Origin of the sequence: Streptomyces sp. NPDC050504 (assembly GCF_044458065.1) — a bacterium.
In the GTDB taxonomy this organism is placed as follows: Bacteria; Actinomycetota; Actinomycetes; order Streptomycetales; family Streptomycetaceae; genus Streptomyces.
Window position 1 is genome coordinate 105,573 of record NZ_JBITHO010000001.1, and the last position, 25,893, is coordinate 131,465.

Here is a 25,893-nt window from a genome sequence, read left to right on the forward strand (position 1 = left end):
CGAGTTAGCCGCTGAAACACCCCTTCGAAGACGCTTCGTCGTGCTTGCCCGAGCTTGCCCGTACTTGTCGCTCGATGCGAGAAATGGGCCGCGCAAGTGCGACGGGGCGTGACGAGGGGAGCGGTACGTGGGTGGAATCACGCTGGTCAAGGACGGGCCGCCGGGCGCACCCGCGGCGGACGCCGCGGCCCCCGCGTTCGACGAGGCGCCTTCGAACGGCGTCGAAGCCCCGCCCCCGCCGGGTCCCGGGGCCGCGCACGACACCGCGGAGCTGAGCCCGCGCCGCGTGCGCATGGTGTTCTTCGCGCTGATGCTCGCGCTGCTCCTCGCCGCGCTGGAGCAGATGATCGTGGCCACCGCGCTGCCGAAGATCGTCGGTGAACTCCAGGGCCTGGACCGGATGTCCTGGGCGATCACCGCCTACCTGCTCACCTCCACCATCGCCCTGCCGATCTACGGCAAGCTCGGCGACCTCTTCGGCCGCAAGGGCGTCTTCCTCTTCTCGATCGTCGTCTTCGTGGTCGGCTCGGGCCTCGCGGGCTGGTCGCGCTCCATGGACCAGCTCATCGCCTTCCGGGCGATCCAGGGCATCGGCGCGGGCGGCCTCATGATCGGCGTACAGGCGATCATCGCGGACATCGTCCCGGCCCGGCAGCGCGGCCGCTACATGGGCCTCATCGGCGGCGCCTTCGGCCTCGCGTCCGTCGCGGGCCCGCTGCTCGGCGGCTTCTTCACCGACCACGCCTCCTGGCGCTGGTGCTTCTACTTCAACGTGCCCTTCGGCCTGGTCACGTTCGTCCTCGTGGCCCTCGTGCTGAAGCTGCCCAGGCCGACCGCGCGCGCCCGCCTCGACGTGCTCGGCGCGCTGCTGCTCGCCGCCACCTCCACCTGCCTGGTGCTGCTCACCAGCTGGGGCGGCACGGAGTACGCCTGGGACTCCCGCGTCATCGTCGGCCTCGCCGCCGGAGCCGCGGGCACGGCCCTGCTCCTGGTCGTGGTCGAGCACCGCGCCGTCGAACCGATCGTGCCGCCGCGGCTCTTCAGGGACTCGGTCTTCAACGTCAGCGGGCTCGTCGGCGCGGTCATCGGCGTCGCCCTGTTCGGCGCCGCCAGCTACCTCCCGACCTTCCTCCAGATGGTCGACGGCGCCACCGCCACCGAGTCGGGGCTGCTGATGCTCCCGATGATGGGCGGCATCGTCGGCGCCTCGATCGTCTCGGGGCAGCTCATCAGCAGGACCGGCCGCTACAAGGTCTACCCGCTGCTCGGCTCGGCCCTCGCGGCCGTCGGCATGTGGCTGCTGTCCCGCCTGGAGACCGGCACCCCGCGCCTGGAGTACAGCATCTGGCAGGCGGTACTGGGCATCGGCATCGGCCTGGTCATGCCGGTCCTGATCCTCGCCGTGCAGAATTCCGTGCCGCCCGCCGACCTCGGCACCGCCACCAGCGCCAACAACTACTTCCGGCAGATCGGCGGCAGCGTCGGCGCGGCCGTCTTCGGCACCCTCTTCGCAGGCCGCCTCGACGACGCGCTCGGCGAGCGCCTCCCGGCGGGCGCCGCGCTCCCCGACCCGGAGTCGATCACCCCGCAGCTGGTCCACACGCTGCCGCCCGCGCTCAGGGACGCCTACGTCCAGGCGTACGCCGACGCGATGCCGCGGGTCTTCCTCTATCTGGTGCCGGTCCTCGCGCTCGGCCTGTTCCTCGCCTTCTTCCTCAAGGAGAAACCGCTGGTGTCCCAGAACGTCCCCGCCCCCGCTCCTTCTCCCGAGGCCGCCCCGCTGCCGCAGGCCCGCCCCGACCGCCTCGCGGGCGTGCCCGTCTGCGGGACCGTCGCGCACCACGACGGCACCACCGTGCCGCGCGCCGCGCTCACCCTCATCGACGTGCGCGGGCACCAGATCGGCCGGGGCGCGAGCGGCGCGGACGGACGGTACGCGCTGAGCGTGCCGGGACCCGGCTCGTACGTGATGATCGCGGCGGCCGGCGGCCACCAGCCGCAGGCCGTGTCCGTCACCGTCGGGGAGCGTCCCGTCGAGCTGGACGTGGTGCTGGGCGGCGCGGGCCGCCTCGCGGGGTCGGTCGTGACCGCCGACGGCACGCCCGTGCGGGACGCGGCGGTGACCCTGACCGACGTGCGCGGCGAGGTCGTCGCCACCACGCGCAGCGGGCGTGAAGGGGCCTACGTCATCACGGAGCTGGTGGCGGGCGAGTACACGCTCGCCGCGAGCGCGCCCGCCTTCCGGCCCGCCGCGCTGCCGGTGAGCGTCCAGGCGTCGCGCGAGACCCGGCAGGACGTCGAGCTGGCGGGCGGCGCGGTGCTGCGGGGGACCGTACGGGCCACCGGCGGGCGGCCCGTGGAGGATGCGCGGGTCACGCTGCTGGACGCGGCGGGCAACGTGGTGGACACGCTGACCACGGGCGCCGACGGGACGTTCCGCTTCGTCGACCTGTCGTCCGGCGAGTACACGGTGATCGCGGCGGGCTATCCGCCGGTCGCCACGGTGCTCCAGGTCGCGGGCGGCGGACGCACCGAGCGCGACCTCCAACTGGGCCACGAGGACTGATTGTTCGAACGGCGCACGCGGGCGCGCGACCGATTCGGCCGTTGCCCCGCGAGCGCCCCTCGGGTGGCCGTACGGTGGAGGCAGGCCGCAGATTCTTGTGGCGTGGAAGGAGCCTCCCAGCCATGGACAGTGGCGTTCCACCGGCACCCCCGCCTCCACCCCTGTCCCCGCCGCGCGACCAGCGCCCCGGCACGTCCGGGCGCATGCCGCTCGCCGTGGTCGTCGTCGACGCCGAAGGGCTGGTCACGCACTGGTCGACCGGTGCGCGCAGGCTCTTCGGCCACGACAAGGAGACGGCGGTCGGCCGCCCCGCGATCGAACTGCTGCCGGTCTCCGGGGCGTTGCGGGGCAGCGGGAACGCGGATCCGTACGGCGACCTCGGACCCGACCGGCCGGACCTGGACGCCTCGCTCGCGGGGGCGACCTCCTATCCGACCGCGGGGCGGGCCAGGTTCACCGACCCGCGCCCCGACGGCGGCCGGGTGGACGTGCTCTGGTGGGCGTACCCCCTGGTGGGTCCGGGACCCGAACGGCTGCTGGTGCTCGCGGCCGACGCGGGACAGCTGCACCCCGAGGGGGACGACCCCGACGGGGAGGCGGGCGTCGAGCGGATCGCCCCCGCCTTCGCCCTCCACACCGACTTCCCCGGCTACCGGGAACTCGCCGGACAGCTCCCGGAGATCCTGCCGAGCATGAGCGTGCGCGAGGCCACCCGGATCGTCTCGCAGGTCCTGGAACTGGGCTATCCCGTCCTGGAGTTCAGCCACCACGACCGGGTGCCCGTCACTCCCGACTGGGGCGTGCCCAGGCGCGCGGGGCGCGGGGCGGCACGGCAGGGCTCCAACCGGGCGGAGGGCGCTGACCAGACGGTGCCCGACCCCGAACAGGAGCGGCAGGACCTGGAGTACGCCGCCGTGCGGGAGCGGCTCGAATTCCTCAACGAGGTGAGCGGCCGGATCGGCTCCTCGCTCGACCTGGCGGTCACGATCCAGGAGGTCAGCGCCGCCGTCGTGCCCCGGCTCACCGACGTCGCCGGAACCTACCTGCGCGAACAGGTCGTCGCGGGCGAGGGGTTCCCCGAAGGACCGCCGGACGCGACCACCCTGTGGCACCGGGTCGCCGTCGAACACGTCGACGCGCCGGGCCGCTGGGACGACGTGGTGCCGGTCGGCGAGTCCATGCCGTTCCCCGTGCACACGCCGTTCTTCCAGTGCATGACGACCGGTGAACCCGTCCTCGTGCCGCACATCAGCGAGGAGATGGGCACGGCCATCGCCTCGCAGTTCGAGAAGCGCGACATCAGGCCGCTGATCAGCGGGCGCTCCATGCTGGTGGTGCCGCTGAAGGCGCGCAACGTGGTGCTGGGCTTCATGATCCTGCTGCGCCATCCGCAGCGGGCCAGGTTCAACGACATGGACCGGGTCACCGGCGCCGAACTGGCCGCCCGCGCCGGACTCGTGCTCGACAACGCCCGGATGTACACCTACCAGGAGAGCGTCGCCGAGACCCTCCAGGACTCGATGCTGCCGCACGTCGCGCGGCGCATGCCGGGCTGCGACACGGCGACCCGCTATCTGCCCGGCACCCTGCTCGGCCGGGTCGGCGGCGACTGGTTCGACTCGATCAAACTGCCGGGCTCGCGCACCGCCCTGGTCGTCGGCGACGTGATGGGGCACGGCCTCAACGCCGCCGCGATGATGGGCCAGTTGCGAACCGCCGTGCAGACGATGGCGGCGCTCGACCTGCCGCCCGCCCAACTGCTGCGCAACCTCGACGACCTGGCGCAGCGGCTCGGCGAGCACTACCTGGCGACGTGTCTGTACGCGGTCTACGACCCGACGGGCGGCGAACTGCTGCTCGGCAACGCCGGGCACGTACCGCCCGTGCTGGTGCGTGCGAGGGACGGCCGCAGCGTGCTGCTCGACCTGCCGACGGGCGCGCCGATCGGGGTCGGCGGGGTGCCCTTCGAGACGGCCCGGGTGCCCGTGGAGCCGGGCGACCGGCTGGTGATGTGCACCGACGGCCTGGTGGAGGTGCGCGGCGAGGACATCGGGGTCGGGCTCGCGACGCTCTGCGAGTCGGCGGCGCATCCGGCCGCGTCCATGGACGACGCCTGCGACACCATCATCCGCGCGCTGGGCACGCGCGGCGGCCGCAGGGACGACGTGGCGCTGCTGATGGCCAGGCTGAACGGCATCGGGACCGACGACGTCGCGCGCTGGCGGCTCGCGATCGACGCGCGCGAGGTGGCGCGGGCCAGGAAGCTGGCCGTCGGGCGGCTGCGGCAGTGGGGCCTGGACGAGATCGCCTGGCAGGTCGAGCTGATGGTGAGCGAGGTGGTCACCAACGCGCTGCGGCACGCGCACCGTTCGCACGTGGAGCTGCGGCTGGTGCGCGGCGACGAGCTGCTGTGCGAGGTCGTGGACGACGACCACACGCTGCCCGCGCTGCTCGCCGCAGGCCCCGACGACGAGTTCGGGCGGGGGCTGCGGGTGGTGAGCGCGCTGGCGCGGGAGTGGGGCAGCAGCCGTACGGGCGAGGGCAAGACGGTCTGGTTCGAGACGCCGTTTCCCGCGTCGTCCTCGTTGCCGCGCGGCCGGTAGTGCGGTACGCCAGTACTCCGGTACGGCTGTGGTGTCCACCGCGTCCTGGGGAGCTGGTCATGAGCGTCACGCATCGGTACAAGGCGGCCTGGGAGGGCTTCTGGCAGGAGGCGCCCGAGGGGCGCGGCACGGTCTTCTGGGACTCCGAACCCGCGCTCACCTCGGGGGTCCACCTCGCGCTCCTGGAGCCCGAACTGGCCGACAGGGGGCTGCCGCTGGTGGACCTGGGGTGCGGGAACGGCACCCAGACGCGGTACCTCGCCGACCGGCTGCCGAGGGTGCTCGGCGTGGACCTGTCGGCCGCTGCGGTGAGACAGGCGCGGGGCGGGGACGAGCTGGGCGAGGTGCGGTTCGAGCAGCTGGACGCGGCCGACGGCGCGGCCGTCGCGCGGCTGCACGCCGAACTGGGCGACGCCAACGTGTACGTGCGCGGTGTGCTGCACCAGGCGGAGGAGGCGGACAGGCAGGCCCTGGCCGATGCCGTCGCCGTGCTGGTCGGGGAGCGCGGCAGGGCGATCCTGGTGGAGCTCGCGGAGGCGGCGGGGCCGCTGCTGCTGGAGCTGGCGAAGGACCCGGGCGGGCCGCCGCCGAAGCTCAGGCCGGTCTTCGAGCACGGCATCGCGCCGGGCAGGGTCGCGGACGCGGCGCTGCTCGGACACATCGCTGCGGCCGGTCTCGACGTGCTGGCGAGCGGGGAGCTTCCACTGACGACGACGGAGTACACGGCGGACGGCTCGCGCCTGGAACTTCCCTCGAAATGGCTGGTCGTGGGGCATGCCGTAGGGCACAACGAGTGAAGCTGGCGGTCTAGACCACCGATAGTTATCCACAGGCCTGGCGGGGCTCGGTCGGCACCGCGTACGGTTTCGAGGCATGACGAAGATCCTCATCAGCGCCGACATGGAGGGCGCCACGGGCGTCACCTGGCCGGCCGACGTGCTGCCCGGCACACCGCAGTGGGAACGCTGCCGGACGATGTTCACGTCCGACGTGAACGCCGCGGTGCTGGGCTTCTACGACGGCGGCGCCGACGAGGTGCTCGTCAACGAGGCGCACTGGACGATGCGCAACCTGCTGCTCGAACGGCTCGACGAGCGCGCCCAGATGCTCACCGGAAGGCACAAGTCGCTCTCCATGGTCGAGGGCGTGCAGCACGGCGACGTGGACGGCATCGCCTTCGTCGGGTACCACACGGGTGCGGGCGCCGAGGGCGTGCTCGCCCACACCTACCTCGCCAACTCCATCACGGGCGTCTGGCTGAACGGCGTCCGCGCCAGCGAGGGCCTGCTCAACGCGCACGTCGTCGCCGAGTACGGCATCCCGGTGGTCCTCGTCACGGGCGACGACCTCACCTGCGAGGACGCCCTCGGGTACGCCCCCGGGGCACTGAAGGTCGCCGTCAAGGACCACGTCTCGCGGTACGCGGCGGTGTGCCGCACCCCGGCCCGCACCGCGGCCGACATCCGGGCCGCGGCCAAGGACGCCACGTCCCTCGCGGTCCGCCACGAACCGGTGCGGGGCGGGCCGTTCACCGTGGCGCTGGAGTTCGACGCGGAGCACCTCGCGGCGGCTGCCACGGTGGTTCCCGGCGTCGAACAGACCGGCGAACGGCGTGTCGCGTACACCAGCGAGCGGATGTATGAGGGCATTCGCACCTTCAAGGCGGTCACCACGATCGTCTCCGCCGCAGTGGAGGAGCAGTATGGCTGAGGAATGGCGCGACGGCGTCGTGGACGGGACGGCACTCGACGAGGTGGTCGCCTTCACCTCCGAGCTGATCCGGATCGACACCACCAACCGGGGGAGCGGGGACTGCCGCGAGCGGCCCGCCGCCGAGTACGTCGCCGAGCGGCTGGCCGAGGCCGGGCTCCAGCCCGAACTCCTCGAACGCAGCCCAGGCAGGACGAACGTGGTGGCCAGGATCGAGGGCACCGACCCCTCGGCCGACGCCCTGCTCGTCCACGGCCACCTGGACGTGGTGCCCGCCGAGGCCGCCGACTGGACGGTCCACCCCTTCTCCGGCGAGGTCGCCGACGGCGTCGTCTGGGGCCGGGGCGCCGTCGACATGAAGAACATGGACGCGATGGTGCTGGCGGTCGCCCGCGCCTGGAAGCGCGCGGGCGTCCGGCCCCGCAGGGACATCGTCATCGCCTACACCGCCGACGAGGAGGCCAGCGCCGTCGACGGCTCCGGCTTCCTCGCCGACCACCACGCCGACCTCTTCGAGGGGTGCACGGAAGGCATCAGCGAGTCCGGCGCCTTCACCTTCCACGCGGGACCCGGCCTGAGCCTCTACCCGATCGCGGCGGGGGAGCGGGGCACGGCCTGGCTCAAGCTCACCGCGCGCGGCAGGGCGGGCCACGGCTCCAAGGTCAACCGCACCAACGCCGTCAGCCGCCTGGCGGCCGCCGTCGCCCGCGTCGGCGCGCACGAATGGCCGGTGCGGCTCACCCCCACGGTCCGCGCCGCCCTCGCGGAACTGGCCGCGCTGCACGGCATCGCCCCCGACCTCGACGCCCCCGACCTGGACGTCGACGAACTGCTCGGCAAGCTCGGCCCGGCCGCCGCGCTCGTCGAATCGACCGTCCGCAACAGCGCCAACCCGACGATGCTGGACGCCGGTTACAAGGTCAACGTCATCCCGGGGCACGCCACGGCCTTCGTGGACGGACGGATCGTGCCCGGCGGCGAGGCGGAGTTCCGCGAGACGATGGACCGGCTCACGGGACCCGACGTGGAGTGGGAGTTCCACCACGGGGAGACCGCGCTCACCGCCCCGGTCGACTCCCCGACGTACGCCAAGCTCCGCGCCGCCGTCGAGAGGTTCGACCCGGCGGGGCGCGCCGTCCCCTACTGCATGTCGGGCGGCACGGACGCCAAACAGTTCTCCAGGCTCGGCATCACGGGGTACGGTTTCTCGCCGCTGAAACTGCCGCCCGGCTTCGACTACCAGGCGCTCTTCCACGGCGTCGACGAACGCGTCCCCGTCGACGCGCTGCACTTCGGCGTCCGCGTTCTCGACCACTACCTCCAGTCCGCTTAAGGGGAGTTGACGATGGTGCCCACGGGGGCGTACGGCAGTTGGCCGTCACCGATCGACGCGTCGCTCGCGGCGTCGCGCGACGGACGGCCCGACCACATCGGCACGGTCGGCGAAGAGGTCTGGTGGACCGAGCCCAGGCCCGCCGAGGACGGCAGACGCGCCCTGGTGAGGCTCGCGGCGGACGGCGCGACCACCTCCGTGCTCCCGGCGCCCTGGAACGTCCGCAGCCGGGTCATCGAGTACGGCGGGCAGCCGTGGGCCGGAGCGGCGGGCGACAACGGCCCGCTCGTCGTCTTCGTCCACTACCCCGACCAGCGGCTCTACGCCCACGAGCCGGACGGCGGCGGGGAACCGCACCCCCTCACCCCCGTCTCCGGCGTCGGCGGCGGGCTGCGCTGGGCCGACCCCGTGATCCTCCTCGACCGGGGCGAGGTCTGGTGCGTCCTGGAGGAGTTCACCGGAGGGGCGCCGAGCGACGTGCGCCGCGTCCTGGCCGCCGTGCCGCTGGACGGCTCCGCCGCCGACGACCGGCGGGCCGTGCGGGAACTCTCCGACGACCGGCACCACTTCGTCACGGGACCCAAGCTCTCCCCGGACGGGCGCCGCGCGGCCTGGCTGGCCTGGGACCACCCCCGCATGCCCTGGGACGGCACCGAAGTGGTCGTCGCCGACGTGCCCGACCCCGCGGACGGCGGCCCGCTGCGCGCGGCGCGGTCGGTGGCGGGCGGGCCCGACGAATCCGTCGCACAGGTCGAATGGGCCCCCGACGGCTCACTGCTCCTCGCGTCGGACAGCGGCGGCTGGTGGGAGCTGTACCGGAGCGGAGCCGAAGGGCAGGAGCGCACCGCGCTCTGCCCCGGCCGCGAGGAGGAGTTCGCCGGACCCCTCTGGAAGACCGGGCTCACCTGGTTCAGGCCCCTGGAGAGCGGCCTCGTCGCCACCGTCCACGGCAGGGGCTCGACCGCGCTCGGCATACTCGACCCGGAGACCGGCGAGATCGTCGACGCCGCGGGACCCTGGACCCAGTGGGCCGCCAGCCTCGCCGTACGGGGCAGCAGGGTCTTCGGCATCGCCGCGAGCCCGCGCAGCGCCTGCGAAGTGGTGGAGCTCGACACCTGTACCGGGCGGGCCCGCGTCATCGGCGCCCCGCACGACGACGCGGTCGACCCCGCCTACTACCCCGAGCCGCAGATCCGCACCTTCACCGGGCCCGACGACCGCGAGATCCACGCCCACGTCTACCCGCCGCACAACCCCGACCGCGCCGCGCCCGACGACGAACTGCCGCCCTACGTGGTGTGGGCGCACGGCGGCCCCACCAGCAGCGCACCGCTCGTCCTCGACCTGGAGATCGCCTACTTCACCTCGCGCGGCATCGGCGTCGCCGAGGTCAACTACGGCGGCTCCACCGGATACGGCAGGGAGTACCGCAACCGGCTGCGCGAGCAGTGGGGCGTGGTCGACGTCGAGGACTGCGCGGCGGTCGCGACGGCACTCGCCGCGGAAGGCACGGCCGACCCCGCGCGGCTCGCCGTCCGCGGCGGCAGCGCGGGCGGCTGGACGGCGGCGGCCTCACTGGCCCGTACCGACGTGTACGCCTGCGGCACCATCAGCTACCCCGTGCTCGACCCGGAGGGCTGGACGGACGGCGGCACCCACGACTTCGAGTCCCGGTACATGGAGTCGCTGATCGGCCCGTACGCCGAGGTGCCCGCCCGCTACCGGGAGCGCTCGCCGCTGCGGCACGTCACGACTCTCACCGCGCCGTTCCTGCTGCTCCAGGGCCTCGACGACGTGATCTGCCCGCCCGAGCAGTGCGAGCGCTTCCTCGCCGCGATCGCCGGGCGCGGCGTCCCGCACGCCTACCTCGCCTTCGAGGGCGAGGGCCACGGCTTCCGCAGGGCCGACACCCTGGTCCGTGCGCTGGAGGCGGAACTCTCCCTGTACGCCCAGGTGTTCGGGGTCGAGCGGCCCGACGTGCCGCCGCTGGAGCTCGGCAAGTGAGCGGGTCGGCCGGGCGCACCGGGCGCGGCGCGGCGCCGCTCGTGCCCTTGACCAGGCCGGCCCGGCTGCGGGCGGGGGACAGGGTCGCCGTCGTCGCGCCCAGCGGGCCGGTCCCCGCCGAGCGCCTGGACAGGGGGCTCGACATCCTGCGCGGCTGGGACCTCGACCCGGTGGTCCGGCCCCACGTCCGCGAGGTCCAGCCCGGGTTCGGGTACCTCGCGGGCGCGTCGGACGCGGCGCGGGCCCGGGAGTTCACCGAGGCGTGGTGCGACCCGTCGACCGCGGCGGTCCTCTGCGCCAGGGGCGGGTACGGCGCACAGCGCATGGTCGACCTGGTCGACTGGGCCGCGGTGCGCGCGGCGGGCCCCAAGCCCTTCGTCGGGTACAGCGACGTCACCGTGCTGCACGAGGCGGTCGCCGCGCGGTGCGGCTGGTCGACGCTGCACGGGCCGATGGTCGCGACCGAGGCGTTCCTGAAGAACGCCGGCACGCAGGACTCGCTGCGGGCGACGCTCTTCGAGCCGGAGGGGGTACGGACCCTGGGACTCGGCACCGCCCGTGCGCTCGTCCCCGGGCGGGCAAGGGGCGTCACCACGGGCGGCTGCGCCAGCCTCCTCGCGGCGGACCTGGGTACGCCGTGGGCCAGGACGTCCGCCGCGGGCGGGCTGCTGCTCCTGGAGGACGTGGGCGAGGAGCCGTACCGGCTGGACCGGATCCTCACGCAGCTGCTGCGCTCCGGGCTGCTGAACGGGGTCGCGGGCATCGCGCTCGGCTCGTGGGTGGAGTGCGGGCCCTACGAGGAGGTGCGGGCGCTGCTCCTGGACCGGCTCGGGGGGCTCGGGGTGCCGGTGGTGGAGGAGCTGGGGTTCGGGCACTGCGCGGAGGCCGTGACGGTGCCGTTGGGGGTGGCGGGGGTGCTCGACGCCGCGCTGGGCGTGGTGGTGCTCGACGAGCCCGCGCTCGTGGAGCGGTAGGGGGGGGCGAGCCCGCCCGGGGCGGGTGGGCGTGTGCTGCGGGTGTGCCCCGCTCTCGCGCGGTTCCCCGCGCCCCCGGCGGGGGCGCCTGTGCTGGACGGCCCCGTTGGGCACAGGCGCCTCGGGGGCGCGGGGAACCGCGCGATCAGCCCACCACCGGGCCGCGGGTGCGGAGCGCTACCCGGAGGCGGTTACGCCGTGAGCGCCGCGTAACCCGGACGGATGATCTGTTCGATCAGGCGCTCGCGCTCCGGGAGCGGGAGGAACGCCGCCTCCGCCGCCGCCACCGTCAGCTCCTCGAAGACCTCCGGGCCGTAGCCGAACGCCTCCACCATGTGCGCGAACTCGCGGCTCATGGTCGTGCCCGACACCAGACGGTTGTCCGTGTTGAGCGTGACCCGGAAGCCGAGCGTGCGCAGCCGCTCGATCGGGTGCGTGGCGTAGTCCTTCGCGGCGCCCGTCTGGAGGTTGGACGTCGGGCAGACCTCCAGCGCGATGCGGTTGTCGCGGACGTACGCGGCGAGGCGGCCCAGCGTGCCGTCCTCGGCGATGTCGTCGGTGATCCGCACGCCGTGCCCGATCCGCTCCGCGCCACAGACCTGCACGGCCTCGTGGATCGACTCCGCGCCGACGGCCTCGCCCGCGTGGATCGTGTAGTGGCAGTTGTTGCGCTTCAGGTGCTGGAACGCGGGGAGGTGGCGGGCCGGCGGGTTGCCGATCTCACCGCCCGCGATGTCGAAGCCCGCGACGCCGCCGTCCCGGTGCGCCACGGTCAGCTCGGCGATCTCCAGCGAGCGGTCGGTGTGCCGCATGCCGGTCAGCAGCGCGCGCACGGTGATCTTCCCGCCGGTGCGCCGCTCGCCCTCGCGGAAGCCCGCGTTCACCGCCTCGACGACCTCGTCGAGGGTCAGCCCCCGCTCCAGGTGCTGCTCGGGGGCGTAGCGGACCTCGGCGTACACGACGCCGTCCTCCGCCAGGTCCTGGGCGCACTCGGCGGCGATGCGCTCCAGGGCCTCGCGGGTCTGCATCACCGCGCAGGTGTGGGCGAACGTCTCCAGGTAGCGCTCCAGCGAACCGGAGTCCGCCGCGTCGCGGAACCAGACGGCGAGCGCGGCAGGCTCTTCGGTCGGCAGACCGGTGTATCCGGCCTCGCGGGCCAGCTCGATGATCGTGGCGGGGCGCAGACCGCCGTCGAGGTGGTCGTGGAGGACGACCTTGGGCGCGCGGAGGATGTCAGACAAGTGCATGGCGCGGAAGTGTACGCCACTGGAGTGGCGGTTCAGAACGAGTGCGTGACCGGCAGCGCGGGCGCGCCCGTCGGCAGCATGTGCTTGGCCGCGAGCACCGGGGTCTCGCCGACCCGCACCACTTGGGTGATCAGCACGGCGGGGGTGTCGGCGGGCCGCCCCAGCTGTTCGCCGCGCCGCCGCCCGAGGAGCGTGGCGCTCACCGAGCTGTGCGCGGTCAGCGGCAGGCCGCGCGAGTGGCGGGACAGCACGGCGAGCATCGAAGCGGGCGGCTCGGACAGCGCCGTGCGCAGCGCGGCGGCGAAGGCGGGGCGGGCCGCTTCGAGGACCGGCTCGGGCGCCGCCCACTCATGGCTGAGCGCCGCCGGTGTACCGTCCCCGACCAGCACCGATTCCCAGAAGTGCAGCTCGCAGCCCGCAGGCGCGAGCAGATGCTGGGTGGTGAAGTCGGTCGGCTCCTCAAGGGCGCGCAGCAGGGCGCGCACCCGCAGCGGCGCGGCGGGGGACAGCAGCTCTTCCAGCGGGCGCAGCAGCTCGAAGCCGCGCCGGGGCGGGCGGTCGTTGACGGTGCGGCCCACTCCCCGCCGTACCGTCAGCAGGCCGTCCTCCTGGAGCAGCAGCAGCGCCTCGCGCAGCGCGGGACGGCTCACGCCCAGCTCGGTGGCGAGCTTCGGCTCGGACGGCAGCGTCGAGCCCGGCGGGTAGGTGCCGTCGTGGATCGCGTCCGCGATGCGCTCGTACAGCACGACGACCGGCCTCCGCTGCTGCCCGCTCACGCCGTGTACGCCCTTCCTGTCAGACAAGTGCACGCCGTGTCCGGCGCGGCCCCGACCGTACCGTCTCACCCGTACGGCCCGCTCCGCTGCCCCGACCCGGGCGCGTCCGCACATGCTGGAACGGAACGTACGGAACATCCAGTACCCGTCCAGAAAGGGCCGGACCATGAGCCCCAAGGATGCACCCGGCAGGGGCGGCGCTCTGAGCGGGCCGTTCACGCCCGGCAGGATCGCCGTCATCGCGGTCTTCGTACTCGCGCTCGTCTTCATCTTCGAGAACACCCGGCAGGTGAAGATCCGCCTGCTCATCCCCGAAGTGTCCATGCCGCTCTACCTGGCGCTGCTGATGGTCTTCGTGGTCGGCGTGCTGTGCGGCGGCTACTTCTTCAGGAGGCGCGGCAAGTGAGGCGGGCGGTGACGGTGGCGGCGGGCGCGCTGCTCGCGCTCTCGGCGACGACCGGAGCGGCGCTGGCGGTGCCCGCCGCGGTGACGGGTGCGGGCTCGGGCGTGGTGGCCGGGCCCGCGCCCAGGCCCATGCCCGACTTCCTGGGCAAGGGGCTGATCCGCGTCTACAACGAGTTGGACTACCGCCAGAAGGTGGAGGTCAAGGACGTGAGCGCGGCGCACCGCAAGGTGCTGTGGCCCTTCAACTGGAAGGTGTGCGAGCAGTATCCGGCGGCGGGGAAGCGGCTGGAAGGACAGACGGTACGGGTCGGAGTCGTGAAGAAGGGCGAGGCCTGCCCGTAGGGGCGCGGTGCCGGAGGGGCGCGGCGCTGAAGAGGTGCCATCGGCAGGGGGCCTCCTCGGGCCGGTGGACGGCTGGTCGCGCATAGGGTGGGGCGATGTCCACCGACGACTTCCTCGCCGCGGGCGAGCGCGCGGCGATACGGGGCTTTCGCCACGACGACGCCGAGGAGTTCACCGCCCGCGTCCGCGAGAGCCGGGAGCTGCACCGCCCCTGGCTCTTCCCGCCCGCCGACCCCGAGGCCTACGCCCCGTACGCGAAGGGGCTCATCGAGGGCCCGGCCAAGGCCGGGTTCCTCGTCTGCGAGCGGGACTCCGGAGCCATCGCCGGGTTCATCAACATCAACAACATCGTCTTCGGCGCCTTCCGCTGCGGCGCCATCGGCTACGGCGCCTTCGCGCACGCCGCGGGACGCGGGCTCATGGGCGAGGGCCTCGGCCTGCTGCTCGGGCACGCCTTCGGGCCGATGGGGCTGCACCGCCTGGAGGCCAACGTCCAGCCCGCCAACGCGGCCTCGATCGCCCTCGTGCGCCGCGCCGGATTCCGGCTCGAAGGGCTCTCGCCCGACTTCCTCCTCGTGGACGGCGCGTGGCGCGACCACGAACGCTGGGCGATCACCGCCGAGATGGTCTCCTGACGGACGGCGCACCGGGCACCCGCCCCGCCCCGCCCGGCTCAGCGCCCCTTGCGGTTGATCTTCATCGTGTCCATGTCGGTCACCGTCGACCGCAGGTCCCGGAACCCGTGCCCGAGCCCGCCCAGCGCCCGCTCCACGCGGTCCTCGGCGATCACGCCGGCCATCTCGTCGCCGTCGTCGGCGTCCGACACCACGACGCAGCGGAAGCTGAAGTGCTTGAGGGCCCGGTCGTAGGCGAGGGAGCCCTCCTCGGTGAACCGCATCGCCGTCAGGCCGTGGTCGTCGGCCTCCGCGAGGAGCCGGGCCCGCGACTCGTCCGTCAGGCCGTCCCATACGCCCCGGACGATCACCCGGTACGTGTGCCGCACTCCCATGCCGTCCGCTTGCCTCTCCACTTCCCTCTCTGCTTCCTTCTCCGCTACCCGCTCCACTTTCCGCTCCACTTCCCTCTCCGCGAAACACCGTTGATCCATCAGCGTACGGCGGTGAGGATGGGGCGCATGCGGAATATCGTGGCCGTCGACGCCCCCTCCAACCTCGGTCTGCGCCCCCCGGTCCCCGGCGCCGTGCCCGGCTGCCACAAGCTCGCGGGCGCCCTGCGCGACCGGCGGATCGTGCAGCGGCTCGGGGCCTTCGAGGGCGGTGTCGTCGTCCCGCCGCGCTACGACATCAGCGGCTGGCAGGAGGGCGACGGCGTGTTCAACGCCGCCGCCATCACCGCGTACACCCGCGTCCTCGCTGACCGCATCGAAGGACACCTGCGCGCCGGCGACTTCCCGCTGGTGCTCGGCGGCGACTGCTCGATCCAGCTCGGCGCGTCGCTGGCGATGCGCCGAGCCGGCCGGTACGGACTGGTGTCGATCGACGCGTCCGCCGACTTCAGGCACCCGGGGAACTCCGACCGCGTCGGGGCCGCCGCGGGCGAGGAACTGGCCATCGCCACCGGGCGCGGCCAGACGGACCTCACCGACATCGAGGGGCTGCGGCCCTATCTGCGCGACGAGGACGTACGGCTCTTCGGCTGCCGCGACGCCTTCACCGACGACCACGAAGAGCTCGCCGCGCTGAAGATCCCCAACACCACCGTCGGCCAGATCCGCCAGTGGGGCCCGGCCGAGGTCGCGGGCGCCGCCGTGACCAGCCTGGAGATCCCCCAGCTCGACGGGTTCTGGGTGCACCTCGACGCCGACGTGCTCGACCCGTCCGTGATGCCGGCGGTCGACAGCCCCGACGAGGACGGCCTGCTCCCGGACGAACTCCTGCCCCTGCTGCGCACGGTGCTGGCGTCCGAGCGCTGCGTCGGCATGAACGTCACGGTGTACGACCCGGACCGGGACCCGGACGGCTCGGCGGGCACGCTCCTCACCGACCTGCTGGTCGAGGCACTGACCCCGGCGTAGGCGGGGGCGCCGCGAGAGCCGCGCCCACCCGTACCCCTTCTCAGCGCACGCCCGCTGAGTGTTCCATGGTCAGGGCCTGTGTCCAGGCTCTCAGCGCGGCCGTCCCACCCACGGCCGCCCGCACGAGCGAGCGAGGTTGCCTTGGCCGTGAACGCCACCACCGTCCGCAGGACCGTACTGACCCTGCCCGCCGCCCCGTTGGGCGCCGAGAACCCGCTGCCCGCGCTCAGCCCGCCCGGCGCCGCGCAGACCGTCGAGGTCGGCGGGGTCGAACGGGCCGCACTGCCCAGGGACATGGCGCGGCAGCTCGGCCACGCGCCGCTGCGCACGATCCTGCCCACCCGCGTGCTCGACGGCTACGGGCGCGAGCGCACCGGGACCGGCATCGACGCGGTCGTCGTCGAGAACGACCGGCTGCGCGCCACCGTCCTGCCCGGCCTCGGGGGCCGGGTCCACTCGCTGTTCCACAAGCCGACCGGACGCGAACTGCTGTACCGCAACCCGGTGTTCCAGCCCGCCGACTTCGCGCTCAACGGCGCCTGGTTCTCCGGCGGCATCGAGTGGAACATCGGCGCGACCGGGCACACCACCCTCAGCTGCGCCCCGCTGCACGCCGCCGTCGTCACCGCGCCCGACGGCGGCGAGATGCTGCGCCTGTGGGAGTGGGAGCGGCTGCGCGACCTGCCGTTCCAGGTGGACCTCTGGCTGCCGACCGGATCCGAATTCCTGCACGTCGGCGTGCGGATCCGCAATCCGCACGAGCATCCGGTGCCCACCTACTGGTGGTCCAACATCGCGGTGCCCGAGTCCGACACGACCCGGATCGTCGCCCCAGCCGAAGCCGCCTGGCACTTCGGTTACGAGCGCAGCCTGCGCCGCGTCCCGGTGCCCGAGTCCGAGGGCGCGGACCGCTCGTACCCGACGCGCGGCGAGTTCGCCGGGGACTACTTCTACGACGTGCCCGACGACTCCAGGAAGTGGATCGCCTCGCTCGACGCCGGGGGCCGGGGCCTCGTCCAGACCTCGACCGACCTGCTGCGCGGCCGCAAGCTCTTCCTGTGGGGCTCGGGCACGGGCGGCCGCCGCTGGCAGCGGTGGCTCACCGAACCGGGCACCGGCGGCTACGCCGAGATCCAAGCGGGCCTGGCCCGTACGCAGTTGGAGCACGTCACCCTCGACGAGGGCGCCGAGTTCAGCTGGCTGGAGGCGTACGGGCCGCTGGCCGGTGACCCCGCGCGCGTCCACGGCGAGGACTGGGCGGCCGCCCGTGCGGAGGTCGGGGCGCGGCTCGCCGACGCCCTGCCGCGCGCGGCGCTGGACGAGGCGTACGCCGTCTGGCGGCCGTACGCCGACGCCGAACCGGACACCGTGCTGGCGACCGGTTCGGGCTGGGGCGCGCTCGAAGTGCTGCGTGCCGGACTCAAGCTGCCCGGCACGCCCTTCCCGGAGAGCACGCTCGGCGAACAGCAGGCACCCTGGCTTGAGTTGTTCCGCCAGGGCGCGCTCCCCGAGCCGCGCAGGGTGGCGCCGCCGGGACCCACGCTGGTCGCCCCGCACTGGCGGGACATGCTGGAGACCGCGCCAGCCGATCCGCTGACGGAGTACCACCTGGGGGTCGCGCAATGGCACGCGGGCGACCTCGCACAGGCGGTGCGCAGCTGGGAGCGCGGGCTGGAACTCGCGCCGTCCCGCTGGCCGTTGCTGCGCTGCCTCGCGGCGGCCGACCGGGTGGCGGGCGAGAAGGGCCGGGCGGGCGACCGCTATCTGGCGGCCTTCGCGGACCTGTGCGAGGAGCGCCGCGACGAGGGCGAGGCATGGACGGCCGCGACGGCGGCGCTGGCCAGGGAGACGATCGAGACCCTGCTCGACGCGGGTCGGACAGCCGAAGCGCGGGGCGTTCAGGGCAGGTTGGGCACGGCGGTCAGGGTGCGCGGGCGCTTCCGGCTCCTGGAGGCGCGCATCCTCGTCGCGGAAGGGCGCACGGCGGAGGCCCGAGCGGTGTACGAGACGGGCTTCGAGGTCGCCGACCTGCGGGAGGGCGCGGAGGTGCTGCGCGAGGTGTGGGCGTCGATCACCACCGACCCGCTGCCCGAGCGGTACGAGTACGCGATGCGCCCGCCCCGGCGGCGGACGGGCCTGGAGGACTGAGAACGCGACCGCCCCCTGTCCGCTCCGGGGCAGGGGGCGGCCGCATCACACGGCCGCCTCACGCGGCCGCCTTACACGGCGGGCTTGCGGTCCACGTACTCGAAGACCGAACCGTCCGGGTGGACCGCGATCAGGTTGCGGCCCACCGGGGTCGGCACCGGGCCCGCGACGATCCGCGCCCCGGCCGCCGTCAGCGACGCGTGCGCGGCGTCCACGTCGCTCACCGCGATCGTCGCCGAGACCTTGCGCAGCACTTCCAGCTCCGACTCGGGTCCGCTCATCACGAGGAAGCAGCCGACCGCCGCGACGGAGACGCCGCCGCGCTCGAAGCGGAGCGCGGGACTGCCCACCAGCCCCTCGTAGAAGGCCACGGCGGCCTCCAGGTCGGCGACGTAGACGCGCAGTGTGGTGCCCAAGATCTCCATGCGCAGAAGGGTAGTTGGTGGCGTTCGGTGGCGCGCCGGGTTCCGCTCCTCAGACCCGGCACAGCAGCTCGCCGTGCGGCACCATGAACCACGCGTCGTCCTGCGCGCCCCACGCGCGGAACGCGTCCGCCACGGCGGCCAGTCGCTCCTCGGTCGCGTGCCCGCCGCCGACCGCGATCCGCGCGTACGAGGAGGCGGTCGTGCGCTCCGCCCACAGGCCGCTCCACCACGCGCGCTCGTCGGGCGTCGAGAAGCACCACGCCGACGCGGTCGCCGTGATGTCCCCCTCGGCGAAACCGGCCCGCAGCGCCCAGGACTTGAGCGCGCGCCCCGCGTCCGGCTCGCCGCCGTTGGCGCGCGCGACGCGGCGGTACAGCGCCAGCCACTCGTCCAGTACGGGAGACGCCGGGGTCCAGGTGAACGCGCCGTAGTCGCTGTCCCGCACGGCGACGAGCCCGCCGGGCCGCGTGACCCGCCGCATCTCGCGCAGCGCCCGCACCGGGTCGCCCACGTGCTGGAGCACCTGATGGGCGTGGACGACGTCGAAGGAGTCGTCCGGGTAGTCCAGCGCGTGGACGTCGGCCACCGCGAACCCGGTGTTGTCCAGGCCGCGTTCGGCGGCCAGCGCCCGCGCCCGGTCCACGATGCCGGGCGCCATGTCGACACCGGTCACCCGGCCGCGGGGCACCAGGGCCGCCAGGTCGGCCGTGATGGTGCCGGGGCCGCAGCCGATGTCCAGGACGTGCAGTTCGGGGGTCAGTTCGCCGATGAGGTACGCCGCGGAGTTGGCTGCCGTGCGCCAGGTGTGCGAGCGCAGTACGGACTCGTGGTGGCCGTGGGTGTAGACGACGGTCTCCGCCGGCTTCTCGGACATGGTGTGCCTCCCTCTCGCCGCTGTTTCCGCGGTGCCGCAACGGTACGCCGACATGTCGAATGATGAGACCTGCGTTTCAAGATGCGGACAAGCCCCTTGTGGCGGAAGGCGCATGGCGGCCGACGGGACGGGTACTCGCCCTGCCATGGACAGGAACACGATCGACCCGCACATCGACAGGAAGCTGGCCGACGAGGTCACCCGCTCCGTGCGCGAAACGCTCAGGGAAGAGCTGCGCGAACAGGGCGCGAAGCGCCGCCGCACGATGCGGATGTACGCGGGCGCGGGCGCGGCGGGGCTGTACGGCGGTGCCGCGCTGACCGCGTTCCTGGTGCTGGCCCTCGCGCTCGCGCTGCCCGCGTGGGCCGCGGCGCTCGTCGTCGGCGTACTGCTGCTCGGAGTGGCCGCCGTCCTCAAGTCGGCCGCACGGAAGGACCGGACGGGCCTGACGGGCGGGAAGGGGCTGACGGGCGGGAAGGGCCTGAAGGGCCGGGACGACGCGCGGCAGCGCGTGGCGGACGCCCCGCAGGCCCCGCCCGTACCGTCGCACGCCCCGGCCGCCCCCGCGACGCCGCCCGTCACCCCGACGACCCCGCCGATGGCGCCGCCGGCCGTGCCGGGCGCGGAACCCCCGCACTACCGCGCCTGAACCGGGCCCGCCCGCCCGATATCCGCTCGCGGGGCGGACGCGGCGGCGGTTAGCGTCGCCCCATGGACGAACTGGCCCTGCTGAAGCGTTCCGAAGGCCCGGTGACCCGGGGCCGCATCGCACGCGACCTCACCGCGCTCGGACTGCGCGAGGGCGACACCGTCATGTTCCACACCCGCATGTCCGCGATCGGTTACGTCTCCGGCGGCCCCGAGACCGTCGTCGGCGCGCTGCGCGACGTGGTGGGCGAGCGGGGCACGCTGATGGTGACCTGCGGCTGGAACGACGCCCCGCCCTACGACTTCACCGACTGGCCCGAGGCGTGGCAGGCCGCGCTGCGCGCCGAGCACCCCGCGTACGACCCGCTCCTGAGCGAGGCCGACCACAACAACGGCCGGCTGCCCGAGGCGCTGCGCCGCATGCCGGGCGCCGTCCGCAGCCGCCACCCCGACGCGAGCTTCGCCGCGCTCGGCGCCGAAGCGGCCGAGCTGATGGCCGACCACCCGTGGGACGACCCGCACGGTCCGGGCAGCCCGCTGGCGCGCCTGGTCGAGCGCGGCGGCCGGGTGCTGATGCTCGGCGCGCCGCTCGACACGCTCACGCTGCTGCACCACGCGGAGGCGCTGGCCCAGGCGCCGGGCAAGCGGTTCGTGGACTACGAACAGCCCGTCAGCGAGAACGGGCAGCGCGTCTGGCGGAGGTTCCACGACATCGACTCTTCGGACGGCGCGTTCGACTACTCGTCGGTCGTGGCCGACGGCCACGACCCGTTCGAGGTGATCGCGCGCGGCATGCTCGCGGCGGGCATCGGGCGCGGCGGTACGGTCGGGGCGGCCGAGAGCCACCTCTTCGAGGCGGCGGACGTGGTGGAGTTCGGCGTGGCCTGGCTGGAGCGCGAACTCGGCGGCACGCCCGGCTGAAGCTCCGCGAGGCCCGTCACGCCGTCCGGTACGGCTCGATGTCCGCGTGGCGCAGCAGCAGCCCGTTGCCCGGCGAACCGCCCGGCGTGACCGTGCCCCCGGTGGGGTCCAGGACGCCGTCGAAGAACATCGCCTCGATCCGCACGTGGTCGTGGAACCACTCGATGTGCCGCAGGTTCGGCACCGCCGCGGCGCCGTGCGCGTGCGCGTGCGGCGAGCCGTGCGCCGAGACCTCCAGACCGTGCGCCTGGGCGAGGGCGGCGGCCCGCAGGAACTCGGTGAGGCCGCCGCAGCGCGTCGCGTCGACCTGGAGGCAGTCGACCGCGCCCGCGCACACCATCCGCGCGAAGTACGGCAGGTCGTAGCCGTACTCGCCCGCCGCCACGTCACAGACCAGCGCGTCCCGGACCAGCCGCAGCCCCGTCAGGTCGTCCGACGACACCGGCTCCTCGAACCAGCCGACCCCGTACTCGGTCAGCGCCCGGCCGACGCGCACGGCCTGCTTGCGCGTGTAGGCGCCGTTCGCGTCCACGTACAGCTCGGTCCGCTTGCCGATCACCTCCCGCGCCTGGCGCACCCGCCGCAGGTCGCGCGGGGCCGCGCGGCCCCACGCCTCACCGATCCTGATCTTCACGCGGGGAATCCGCTGGCCGTGCACCCAGCCGTTGAGCTGCGAGGCCAGATGCGTCTCGTGGTACGTGGTGAAGCCGCCGCTGCCGTACACCGGCACCCGCTTCACCGCCACGCCCAGCAGCCGGGTCAACGGCAGGTCCAGCAGCCGTGCCTTGAGGTCCCACAGTGCCAGGTCGACCGCCGATATCGCACAGGAGGCGATGCCGGGGCGGCCCGCGTCGCGCACCGCGCGGCACATCCTGCCGTGCAGGGCGGGGACGTCCACGACGTCCCCGCCCCGCACCACGGGCGCCAGCTGCTCCACGATCAGTGCCCCCGCGGCGGCGGGGGCGTACGTCCAGCCCGTGCCGTACGCCGCCTCCGCACGCGCCTCGACGACGACCACGTTCGTGGCGTCCCAGGCCAGCGTCCCGTCCGCCTCGGGGCCGTCGGCGGGCACGGTGTAGGCGGACACCACCAGCTGTTCCAGCGGAAGTTCGGGTTTCACCCCAGCTCCAGTCTCGCGAGCGGACCCGGACCAGGACGCCGGGCCCGGTACCCGGCGGGTAACCCGCGGGCGCGCGGTGAAACCGGCCTCGGCCCGCCGGTGTTCGACGACGGCCGGTGTTTGACGACGGCCGTTGTTCGACGACTGCCGGTGGCGTACGGCGACGTTTGGCGAGCGCGCCGCCGGGCACCCGGCGGACCCACCCATGCCCACCCATGCCCACCCACGCCCGGAGGAGCCACGCCATGCACAGCGGACAGATCGCCGAACTCGCCCAGCAGCTCAGGGTCGACGCGGTGCGCGCGGCGGACGCCGCGGGATCGGGCCATCCGACGTCGTCCATGTCGGCGGCCGACCTCGCGGCCGTACTGCTCGCCGAGCACCTGCGCTACGACTTCGACCGGCCCGACCACCCGGGCAACGACCGGCTGATCCTCTCCAAGGGCCACGCGTCTCCGCTGCTCTACGCCCTCTACCGGGCGGTGGGCGTCGTCGACGACGCGGAACTCCTCACCTTCCGGCGGCTCGGCAGCAGGCTGGAGGGCCATCCGACGCCCCGCGTCCCCTGGGTCGACGTCGCCACGGGCTCGCTGGGCCAGGGGCTGCCGGTCGGCGTGGGCATGGCCCTCGCGGCCAAGTACCTGGATCAGGTGCCGTACCGCGTGTGGGTGCTCAGCGGGGACGGCGAGCTGGCCGAGGGGTCGGTCTGGGAGGCGGCTGAGCACGCGGCCGACCGGCGCCTCGACGGTCTCACCCTGATCGTCGACGTCAACCGGCTCGGCCAGCGCGGGCCCACCCGCCACGAGTGGGACCTCGACGCGTACGCCCGCCGCTTCCGCGCGTTCGGCTGGCACGTCGTGGAGACCGACGGGCACGACGTCACCGCGATCTCCGCCGCGTACGACGAGGCGCGCTCGACGACCAGGCAGCCCACGGTGGTGCTCGCCAGGACGCGCAAGGGCCAGGGCGTCGCGTCCGCGGCGGACCGCGAGGGCCTGCACGGCAAGCCGCTGCCGGACGCGAGCGCCGCCATCGCGGAGCTGGGCGGGCCCGGGTTCGTGCGGGTCGAGGTCGCGAGGCCCCCTGCCGCGCGGGCGGCGCGCACGCAGAACGGCCGCAGGTTCACGCCGCCCGTGTTCGAGCCGGGCGGGCGGGCCGCCACCCGCGACGCGTTCGGCCGGGCGCTCGCCGCGCTGGGCGCCGCGCGCGGCGACGTGGTCGTGCTGGACGGCGAGGTGGGGGACTCGACGCGCGCAGAGTACTTCGCCAAGGAGTTCCCCGAGCGGTACTTCGAGTGCTACATCGCCGAGCAGCAGATGATCGCGGCCGCCGTCGGCATGCAGGCCCGCGGCAGGCTGCCGTTCGCCTCGTCGTTCGCCGCGTTCCTCACGCGGGCGCACGACTTCCTGCGGATGGCGGCGGTGAGCCGGGCCTCGATGTGCGTCGTCGGCTCGCACGCGGGCGTGGAGATCGGCGAGGACGGGCCGTCCCAGATGGGCCTGGAGGACCTGGCGATGTTCCGCGCGCTCGACGGCAGCACGGTGCTCTACCCGTGCGACGCGAACCAGACCGTGCGACTGGTCGCCGCGATGGCGGAGCCCGGAGTCCCGGGCATCAGGTACCTGCGTACGACGCGCGGGAGCACGCCCGTCGTCTACGGGCCCGACGAGCGCTTCCCCATCGGCGGGAGCAAGGTGCTGAGGGAGTCGGACGACGACCGGGTGACCGTGGTCGCGGCGGGCGTCACGTTGCACGAGGCGCTGCGCGCGGCCGATCTGCTCCAGAGCGCGGGCGTGCCGGTGCGGGTCGTCGACCTGTACTCGGTGAAGCCGGTCGACGCGGCGACGCTGCGCCGGGCGGCGGAGGAGACGGGGTGCCTGCTGACGGTGGAGGACCACCGCCCCGAGGGCGGCCTGGGCGACGCGGTCGCCGAGGCGTTCGCGGACGGCGCCCCCGCGCCGCGGCTCGCCCGGCTCGCGGTGCGCGGCATGCCGGGCTCGGCGACCAGCGGGGAGCAGCTGGCGGCGGCGGGCGTGGACGCGCAGGGCATCGCGGCGGCGGTGCGGCTGCTGGTGGACCGGGTGGTGGCGTAGGGGTCGGCGCACGGGCGCACGCGCGTTCGGGACGCGGTGGTTTGGGTCGGCCCGCGACGGCTACCCGTCGTCGGAGGCGCCATGACCGAGACATCGAAGAGCGACGCACCAAAGAGCGACGCACCAAAGAGCGGCACGACGAAGAGCGGCACGACGAAGAGCGACGGGGCGGAGAACGCGTACGGCACGCCGATGGAGGTGCTGCGCGCCGCGCGCACCCAGCTCGCCGAACTCACCGGCATGGCGGCCGAATCGGTCTCGTCCTTCGAACGCACGGAGGACGGCTGGCTGTTGCGGATCGAGATCCTCGAACTGGCCAGGGTCCCCGACACGATGAGCCTGCTCGCCACCTACGAGGTCGACCTCGACCCGGGCGGCGAACTCACCGGCTACCGGCGGCTGCGCCGCTACGAGCGGGGCAGGGCCGACCGTACCCCCTGAACGCCCCGACAACAGACAACAGGAGGAGGCACCGGCGGCATGACCGTGGTCCCGGCACAGCAGCAGGGCGGCGGAGGCGGCACCAGCGGCCTCTACGACGTCCTGGAACTCGTACTCGACCGAGGGCTCGTCATCGACGCGTTCGTCCGCGTCTCCCTCGTCGGCATCGAGATCCTCAAGATCGACATCAGGGTGGTCGTCGCGAGCGTCGACACCTATCTGCGCTTCGCCGAGGCGTGCAACCGGCTCGACCTGGAGACCGGCGCGAAGAAGAGCCCCGGGCTCCCCGACATCGTCGGGGAGATCACCGAGTCCGGTGCGCGCGGCAAGTCCAAGGGCGCGCTGTCCGGCGCCGCGCAGACCATCTCGGACGCGTTCCAGCAGGCGCGCGAGGAGGGCGAGACCGAGTCCAGGCCGCGCTCCCGGCGCAGCGCCGCGGCACGCAGGAAGGAGGAGCAGGAGTGAGCACGTCCACCGGCGGCGCCGACACCGGCTCGGGCACCGTCGCCCACAGCTACGTCTACGGCATCACCCGCGCCACGGCCCCGGCGCCCCCCGAAGGCACCGCGGGCGTCGGCGACCCGCCGCGCCCCGTCCGCCTGGTCACGCACGGCGACCTGGCCGCGCTGGTCAGCGACGCACCGTCCGACCTGCGCCCCAAGCGCCGCGACCTGCTCGCCCACCAGGGCGTCCTCGCCCTGGCGGGAACGGCGGGCCCCGTGCTCCCGATGCGCTTCGGCTCGCTCTCCACGGACGACGAGGCGATCGAGCAGGTGCTGGCCGAGCGCGCCAAGCACTACCTCGAACGGCTCGAAGCCCTGGAGGGCAAGGGCGAGTACAACGTGAAGGCCACCCACGACGAAGAGGGCGTACTGCACCGGGTACTCGCGGACGACCCGGACCTGCGCGCCCTCAGCGAGGCCAACAGGACGGCGAGCGGCGGAAGTTACGAGGACAAGCTGCGGCTCGGCCAGCTCGTCGTCGCCGCGGTGCAGCAGCGCGAGGCGCGCGACGCGCAGCTCGTGAGGCAGGCGCTGGAGGCGGCCTCCGACGAGGTCTGCCCGGGACCCGACAGCCAGGGATGGCTCGCCAACGTCTCGTTCCTGGTCGCGCACGGCGACGGGGAGGCGTTCCTCGCCGCCGTGGACGCGCTGCGCGAGGAACAGCCGCAGCTGGTGCTCCAGGTCAACGGCCCGCTGCCGCCCTACAGCTTCGTGGAGTGACCCCA

General features: G+C 73.8%; 24 protein-coding genes. 18 read left to right on the plus strand and 6 right to left on the minus strand.

Translation table 11 applies throughout. The features are described from left to right. Window positions 1-127 precede the first annotated feature (127 nt). The 7 genes from ACIBNE_RS00415 to ACIBNE_RS00445 all read left to right on the plus strand — a co-directional run bounded on the left by ACIBNE_RS00415 (window position 128) and on the right by ACIBNE_RS00445 (window position 11,190). Window positions 128-2,566, plus strand: coding sequence for an MFS transporter (locus tag ACIBNE_RS00415; RefSeq protein WP_399267844.1), 2,439 nt, complete (start codon window positions 128-130; stop codon window positions 2,564-2,566). Between the two features lie 122 nt (window positions 2,567-2,688). Further along, entirely contained in the window at window positions 2,689-5,169 is a 2,481-nt protein-coding gene (locus tag ACIBNE_RS00420; protein ID WP_399267846.1) for a SpoIIE family protein phosphatase, read from the plus strand. Between the two features lie 59 nt (window positions 5,170-5,228). Then, complete coding sequence (locus ACIBNE_RS00425; RefSeq protein ID WP_399267848.1) at window positions 5,229-5,966, plus strand: class I SAM-dependent methyltransferase; 738 nt, start codon at window positions 5,229-5,231, stop codon at window positions 5,964-5,966. 76 nt (window positions 5,967-6,042) lie between these two features. Further along, on the plus strand, window positions 6,043-6,879 hold the full coding sequence (locus tag ACIBNE_RS00430) for a M55 family metallopeptidase (protein ID WP_399267850.1): 837 nt from the start codon (window positions 6,043-6,045) through the stop codon (window positions 6,877-6,879). Next, on the plus strand, window positions 6,872-8,212 hold the full coding sequence (locus tag ACIBNE_RS00435; protein ID WP_399267852.1) for a M20/M25/M40 family metallo-hydrolase: 1,341 nt from the start codon (window positions 6,872-6,874) through the stop codon (window positions 8,210-8,212). The genes ACIBNE_RS00430 and ACIBNE_RS00435 overlap by 8 nt, the downstream gene beginning before the upstream one ends. Before the next feature lie 12 nt (window positions 8,213-8,224). Then, on the plus strand, window positions 8,225-10,216 hold the full coding sequence (locus ACIBNE_RS00440) for a prolyl oligopeptidase family serine peptidase (protein WP_399267854.1): 1,992 nt from the start codon (window positions 8,225-8,227) through the stop codon (window positions 10,214-10,216). Continuing rightward, window positions 10,213-11,190: an LD-carboxypeptidase gene (locus ACIBNE_RS00445; protein WP_399267856.1), complete on the plus strand. Its 978-nt coding sequence runs from the start codon at window positions 10,213-10,215 to the stop codon at window positions 11,188-11,190. Before ACIBNE_RS00440 ends, ACIBNE_RS00445 begins: the two co-directional genes overlap by 4 nt. Window positions 11,191-11,381: 191 nt before the next feature. Here ACIBNE_RS00445 and ACIBNE_RS00450 read toward each other — a convergent pair whose 3' ends face one another. Next, a complete protein-coding gene (locus ACIBNE_RS00450) occupies window positions 11,382-12,437 on the minus strand; it encodes an adenosine deaminase (RefSeq protein WP_399267858.1) in 1,056 nt (351 codons plus the stop codon). Window positions 12,438-12,469: 32 nt separating this feature from the next. Beyond that, window positions 12,470-13,213 carry a GntR family transcriptional regulator gene (locus tag ACIBNE_RS00455; RefSeq protein WP_399267860.1) on the minus strand — a complete coding sequence of 248 codons (744 nt, stop codon included), beginning with the start codon at window positions 13,211-13,213 and terminating at the stop codon, window positions 12,470-12,472. A gap of 166 nt (window positions 13,214-13,379) precedes the next feature. Here ACIBNE_RS00455 and ACIBNE_RS00460 point away from each other — a divergent pair, with 166 nt between their 5' ends. The 3 genes from ACIBNE_RS00460 to ACIBNE_RS00470 all read left to right on the plus strand — a co-directional run bounded on the left by ACIBNE_RS00460 (window position 13,380) and on the right by ACIBNE_RS00470 (window position 14,595). Next, window positions 13,380-13,619, plus strand: a complete 240-nt coding sequence (locus ACIBNE_RS00460; protein ID WP_399267862.1) for a lipopolysaccharide assembly protein LapA domain-containing protein — start codon at window positions 13,380-13,382, stop codon at window positions 13,617-13,619. Further along, on the plus strand, window positions 13,616-13,960 hold the full coding sequence (locus tag ACIBNE_RS00465) for a hypothetical protein (RefSeq protein WP_399267864.1): 345 nt from the start codon (window positions 13,616-13,618) through the stop codon (window positions 13,958-13,960). Before ACIBNE_RS00460 ends, ACIBNE_RS00465 begins: the two co-directional genes overlap by 4 nt. A 95-nt stretch (window positions 13,961-14,055) precedes the next feature. Next, the gene (locus tag ACIBNE_RS00470; RefSeq protein WP_399267866.1) at window positions 14,056-14,595 is read left to right on the plus strand and encodes a GNAT family N-acetyltransferase; all 540 of its coding nucleotides are present in this window, start codon (window positions 14,056-14,058) and stop codon (window positions 14,593-14,595) included. Window positions 14,596-14,633: 38 nt separating this feature from the next. Here the strand turns inward: ACIBNE_RS00470 and ACIBNE_RS00475 are convergent, their stop codons facing one another. Then, complete coding sequence (locus ACIBNE_RS00475) at window positions 14,634-14,969, minus strand: DUF6204 family protein (RefSeq protein WP_399269973.1); 336 nt, start codon at window positions 14,967-14,969, stop codon at window positions 14,634-14,636. Between the two features lie 126 nt (window positions 14,970-15,095). Here ACIBNE_RS00475 and ACIBNE_RS00480 point away from each other — a divergent pair, with 126 nt between their 5' ends. Beyond that, entirely contained in the window at window positions 15,096-15,995 is a 900-nt protein-coding gene (locus ACIBNE_RS00480) for an arginase family protein (protein WP_399267868.1), read from the plus strand. A 147-nt stretch (window positions 15,996-16,142) separates the two neighbouring features. Beyond that, window positions 16,143-18,143 (plus strand): DUF5107 domain-containing protein, encoded by a 2,001-nt coding sequence (locus ACIBNE_RS00485; RefSeq protein WP_399267871.1) that lies wholly within the window; start codon window positions 16,143-16,145, stop codon window positions 18,141-18,143. A 71-nt stretch (window positions 18,144-18,214) separates the two neighbouring features. On the opposite strand, the gene ACIBNE_RS00490 is transcribed toward ACIBNE_RS00485, so the two are convergent. Together ACIBNE_RS00490 and ACIBNE_RS00495 are read right to left on the minus strand one after the other, a co-directional pair. Further along, window positions 18,215-18,568 (minus strand): VOC family protein, encoded by a 354-nt coding sequence (locus tag ACIBNE_RS00490; protein WP_399267874.1) that lies wholly within the window; start codon window positions 18,566-18,568, stop codon window positions 18,215-18,217. Window positions 18,569-18,617: 49 nt separating this feature from the next. Then, the gene (locus ACIBNE_RS00495) at window positions 18,618-19,442 is read right to left on the minus strand and encodes a class I SAM-dependent methyltransferase (RefSeq protein ID WP_399267877.1); all 825 of its coding nucleotides are present in this window, start codon (window positions 19,440-19,442) and stop codon (window positions 18,618-18,620) included. Window positions 19,443-19,587: 145 nt separating this feature from the next. Between ACIBNE_RS00495 and ACIBNE_RS00500 the strand changes: the two genes are divergently transcribed. Further along, window positions 19,588-20,091, plus strand: a complete 504-nt coding sequence (locus tag ACIBNE_RS00500) for a phage holin family protein (RefSeq protein ID WP_399267879.1) — start codon at window positions 19,588-19,590, stop codon at window positions 20,089-20,091. A 62-nt stretch (window positions 20,092-20,153) separates the two neighbouring features. After that, complete coding sequence (gene aac(3) / locus ACIBNE_RS00505) at window positions 20,154-21,011, plus strand: aminoglycoside 3-N-acetyltransferase (protein ID WP_399267881.1); 858 nt, start codon at window positions 20,154-20,156, stop codon at window positions 21,009-21,011. Between the two features lie 16 nt (window positions 21,012-21,027). Here the strand turns inward: aac(3) and ACIBNE_RS00510 are convergent, their stop codons facing one another. Then, complete coding sequence (locus ACIBNE_RS00510; protein WP_399267883.1) at window positions 21,028-22,131, minus strand: enolase C-terminal domain-like protein; 1,104 nt, start codon at window positions 22,129-22,131, stop codon at window positions 21,028-21,030. 245 nt (window positions 22,132-22,376) lie between these two features. On the opposite strand from ACIBNE_RS00510, the gene ACIBNE_RS00515 reads away from it, so the two are divergent. From ACIBNE_RS00515 to ACIBNE_RS00530, 4 genes are all read left to right on the plus strand, one after another. Continuing rightward, window positions 22,377-24,224 (plus strand): transketolase, encoded by a 1,848-nt coding sequence (locus ACIBNE_RS00515; RefSeq protein WP_399267885.1) that lies wholly within the window; start codon window positions 22,377-22,379, stop codon window positions 24,222-24,224. Between the two features lie 81 nt (window positions 24,225-24,305). Next, the gene (locus tag ACIBNE_RS00520) at window positions 24,306-24,665 is read left to right on the plus strand and encodes a gas vesicle protein (RefSeq protein ID WP_399267887.1); all 360 of its coding nucleotides are present in this window, start codon (window positions 24,306-24,308) and stop codon (window positions 24,663-24,665) included. A 39-nt stretch (window positions 24,666-24,704) separates the two neighbouring features. Beyond that, window positions 24,705-25,130, plus strand: a complete 426-nt coding sequence (locus ACIBNE_RS00525) for a gas vesicle structural protein GvpA (protein ID WP_399267888.1) — start codon at window positions 24,705-24,707, stop codon at window positions 25,128-25,130. Then, entirely contained in the window at window positions 25,127-25,888 is a 762-nt protein-coding gene (locus ACIBNE_RS00530; protein ID WP_399267890.1) for a GvpL/GvpF family gas vesicle protein, read from the plus strand. Before ACIBNE_RS00525 ends, ACIBNE_RS00530 begins: the two co-directional genes overlap by 4 nt. The last annotated feature ends 5 nt before the right edge of the window (window positions 25,889-25,893 follow it).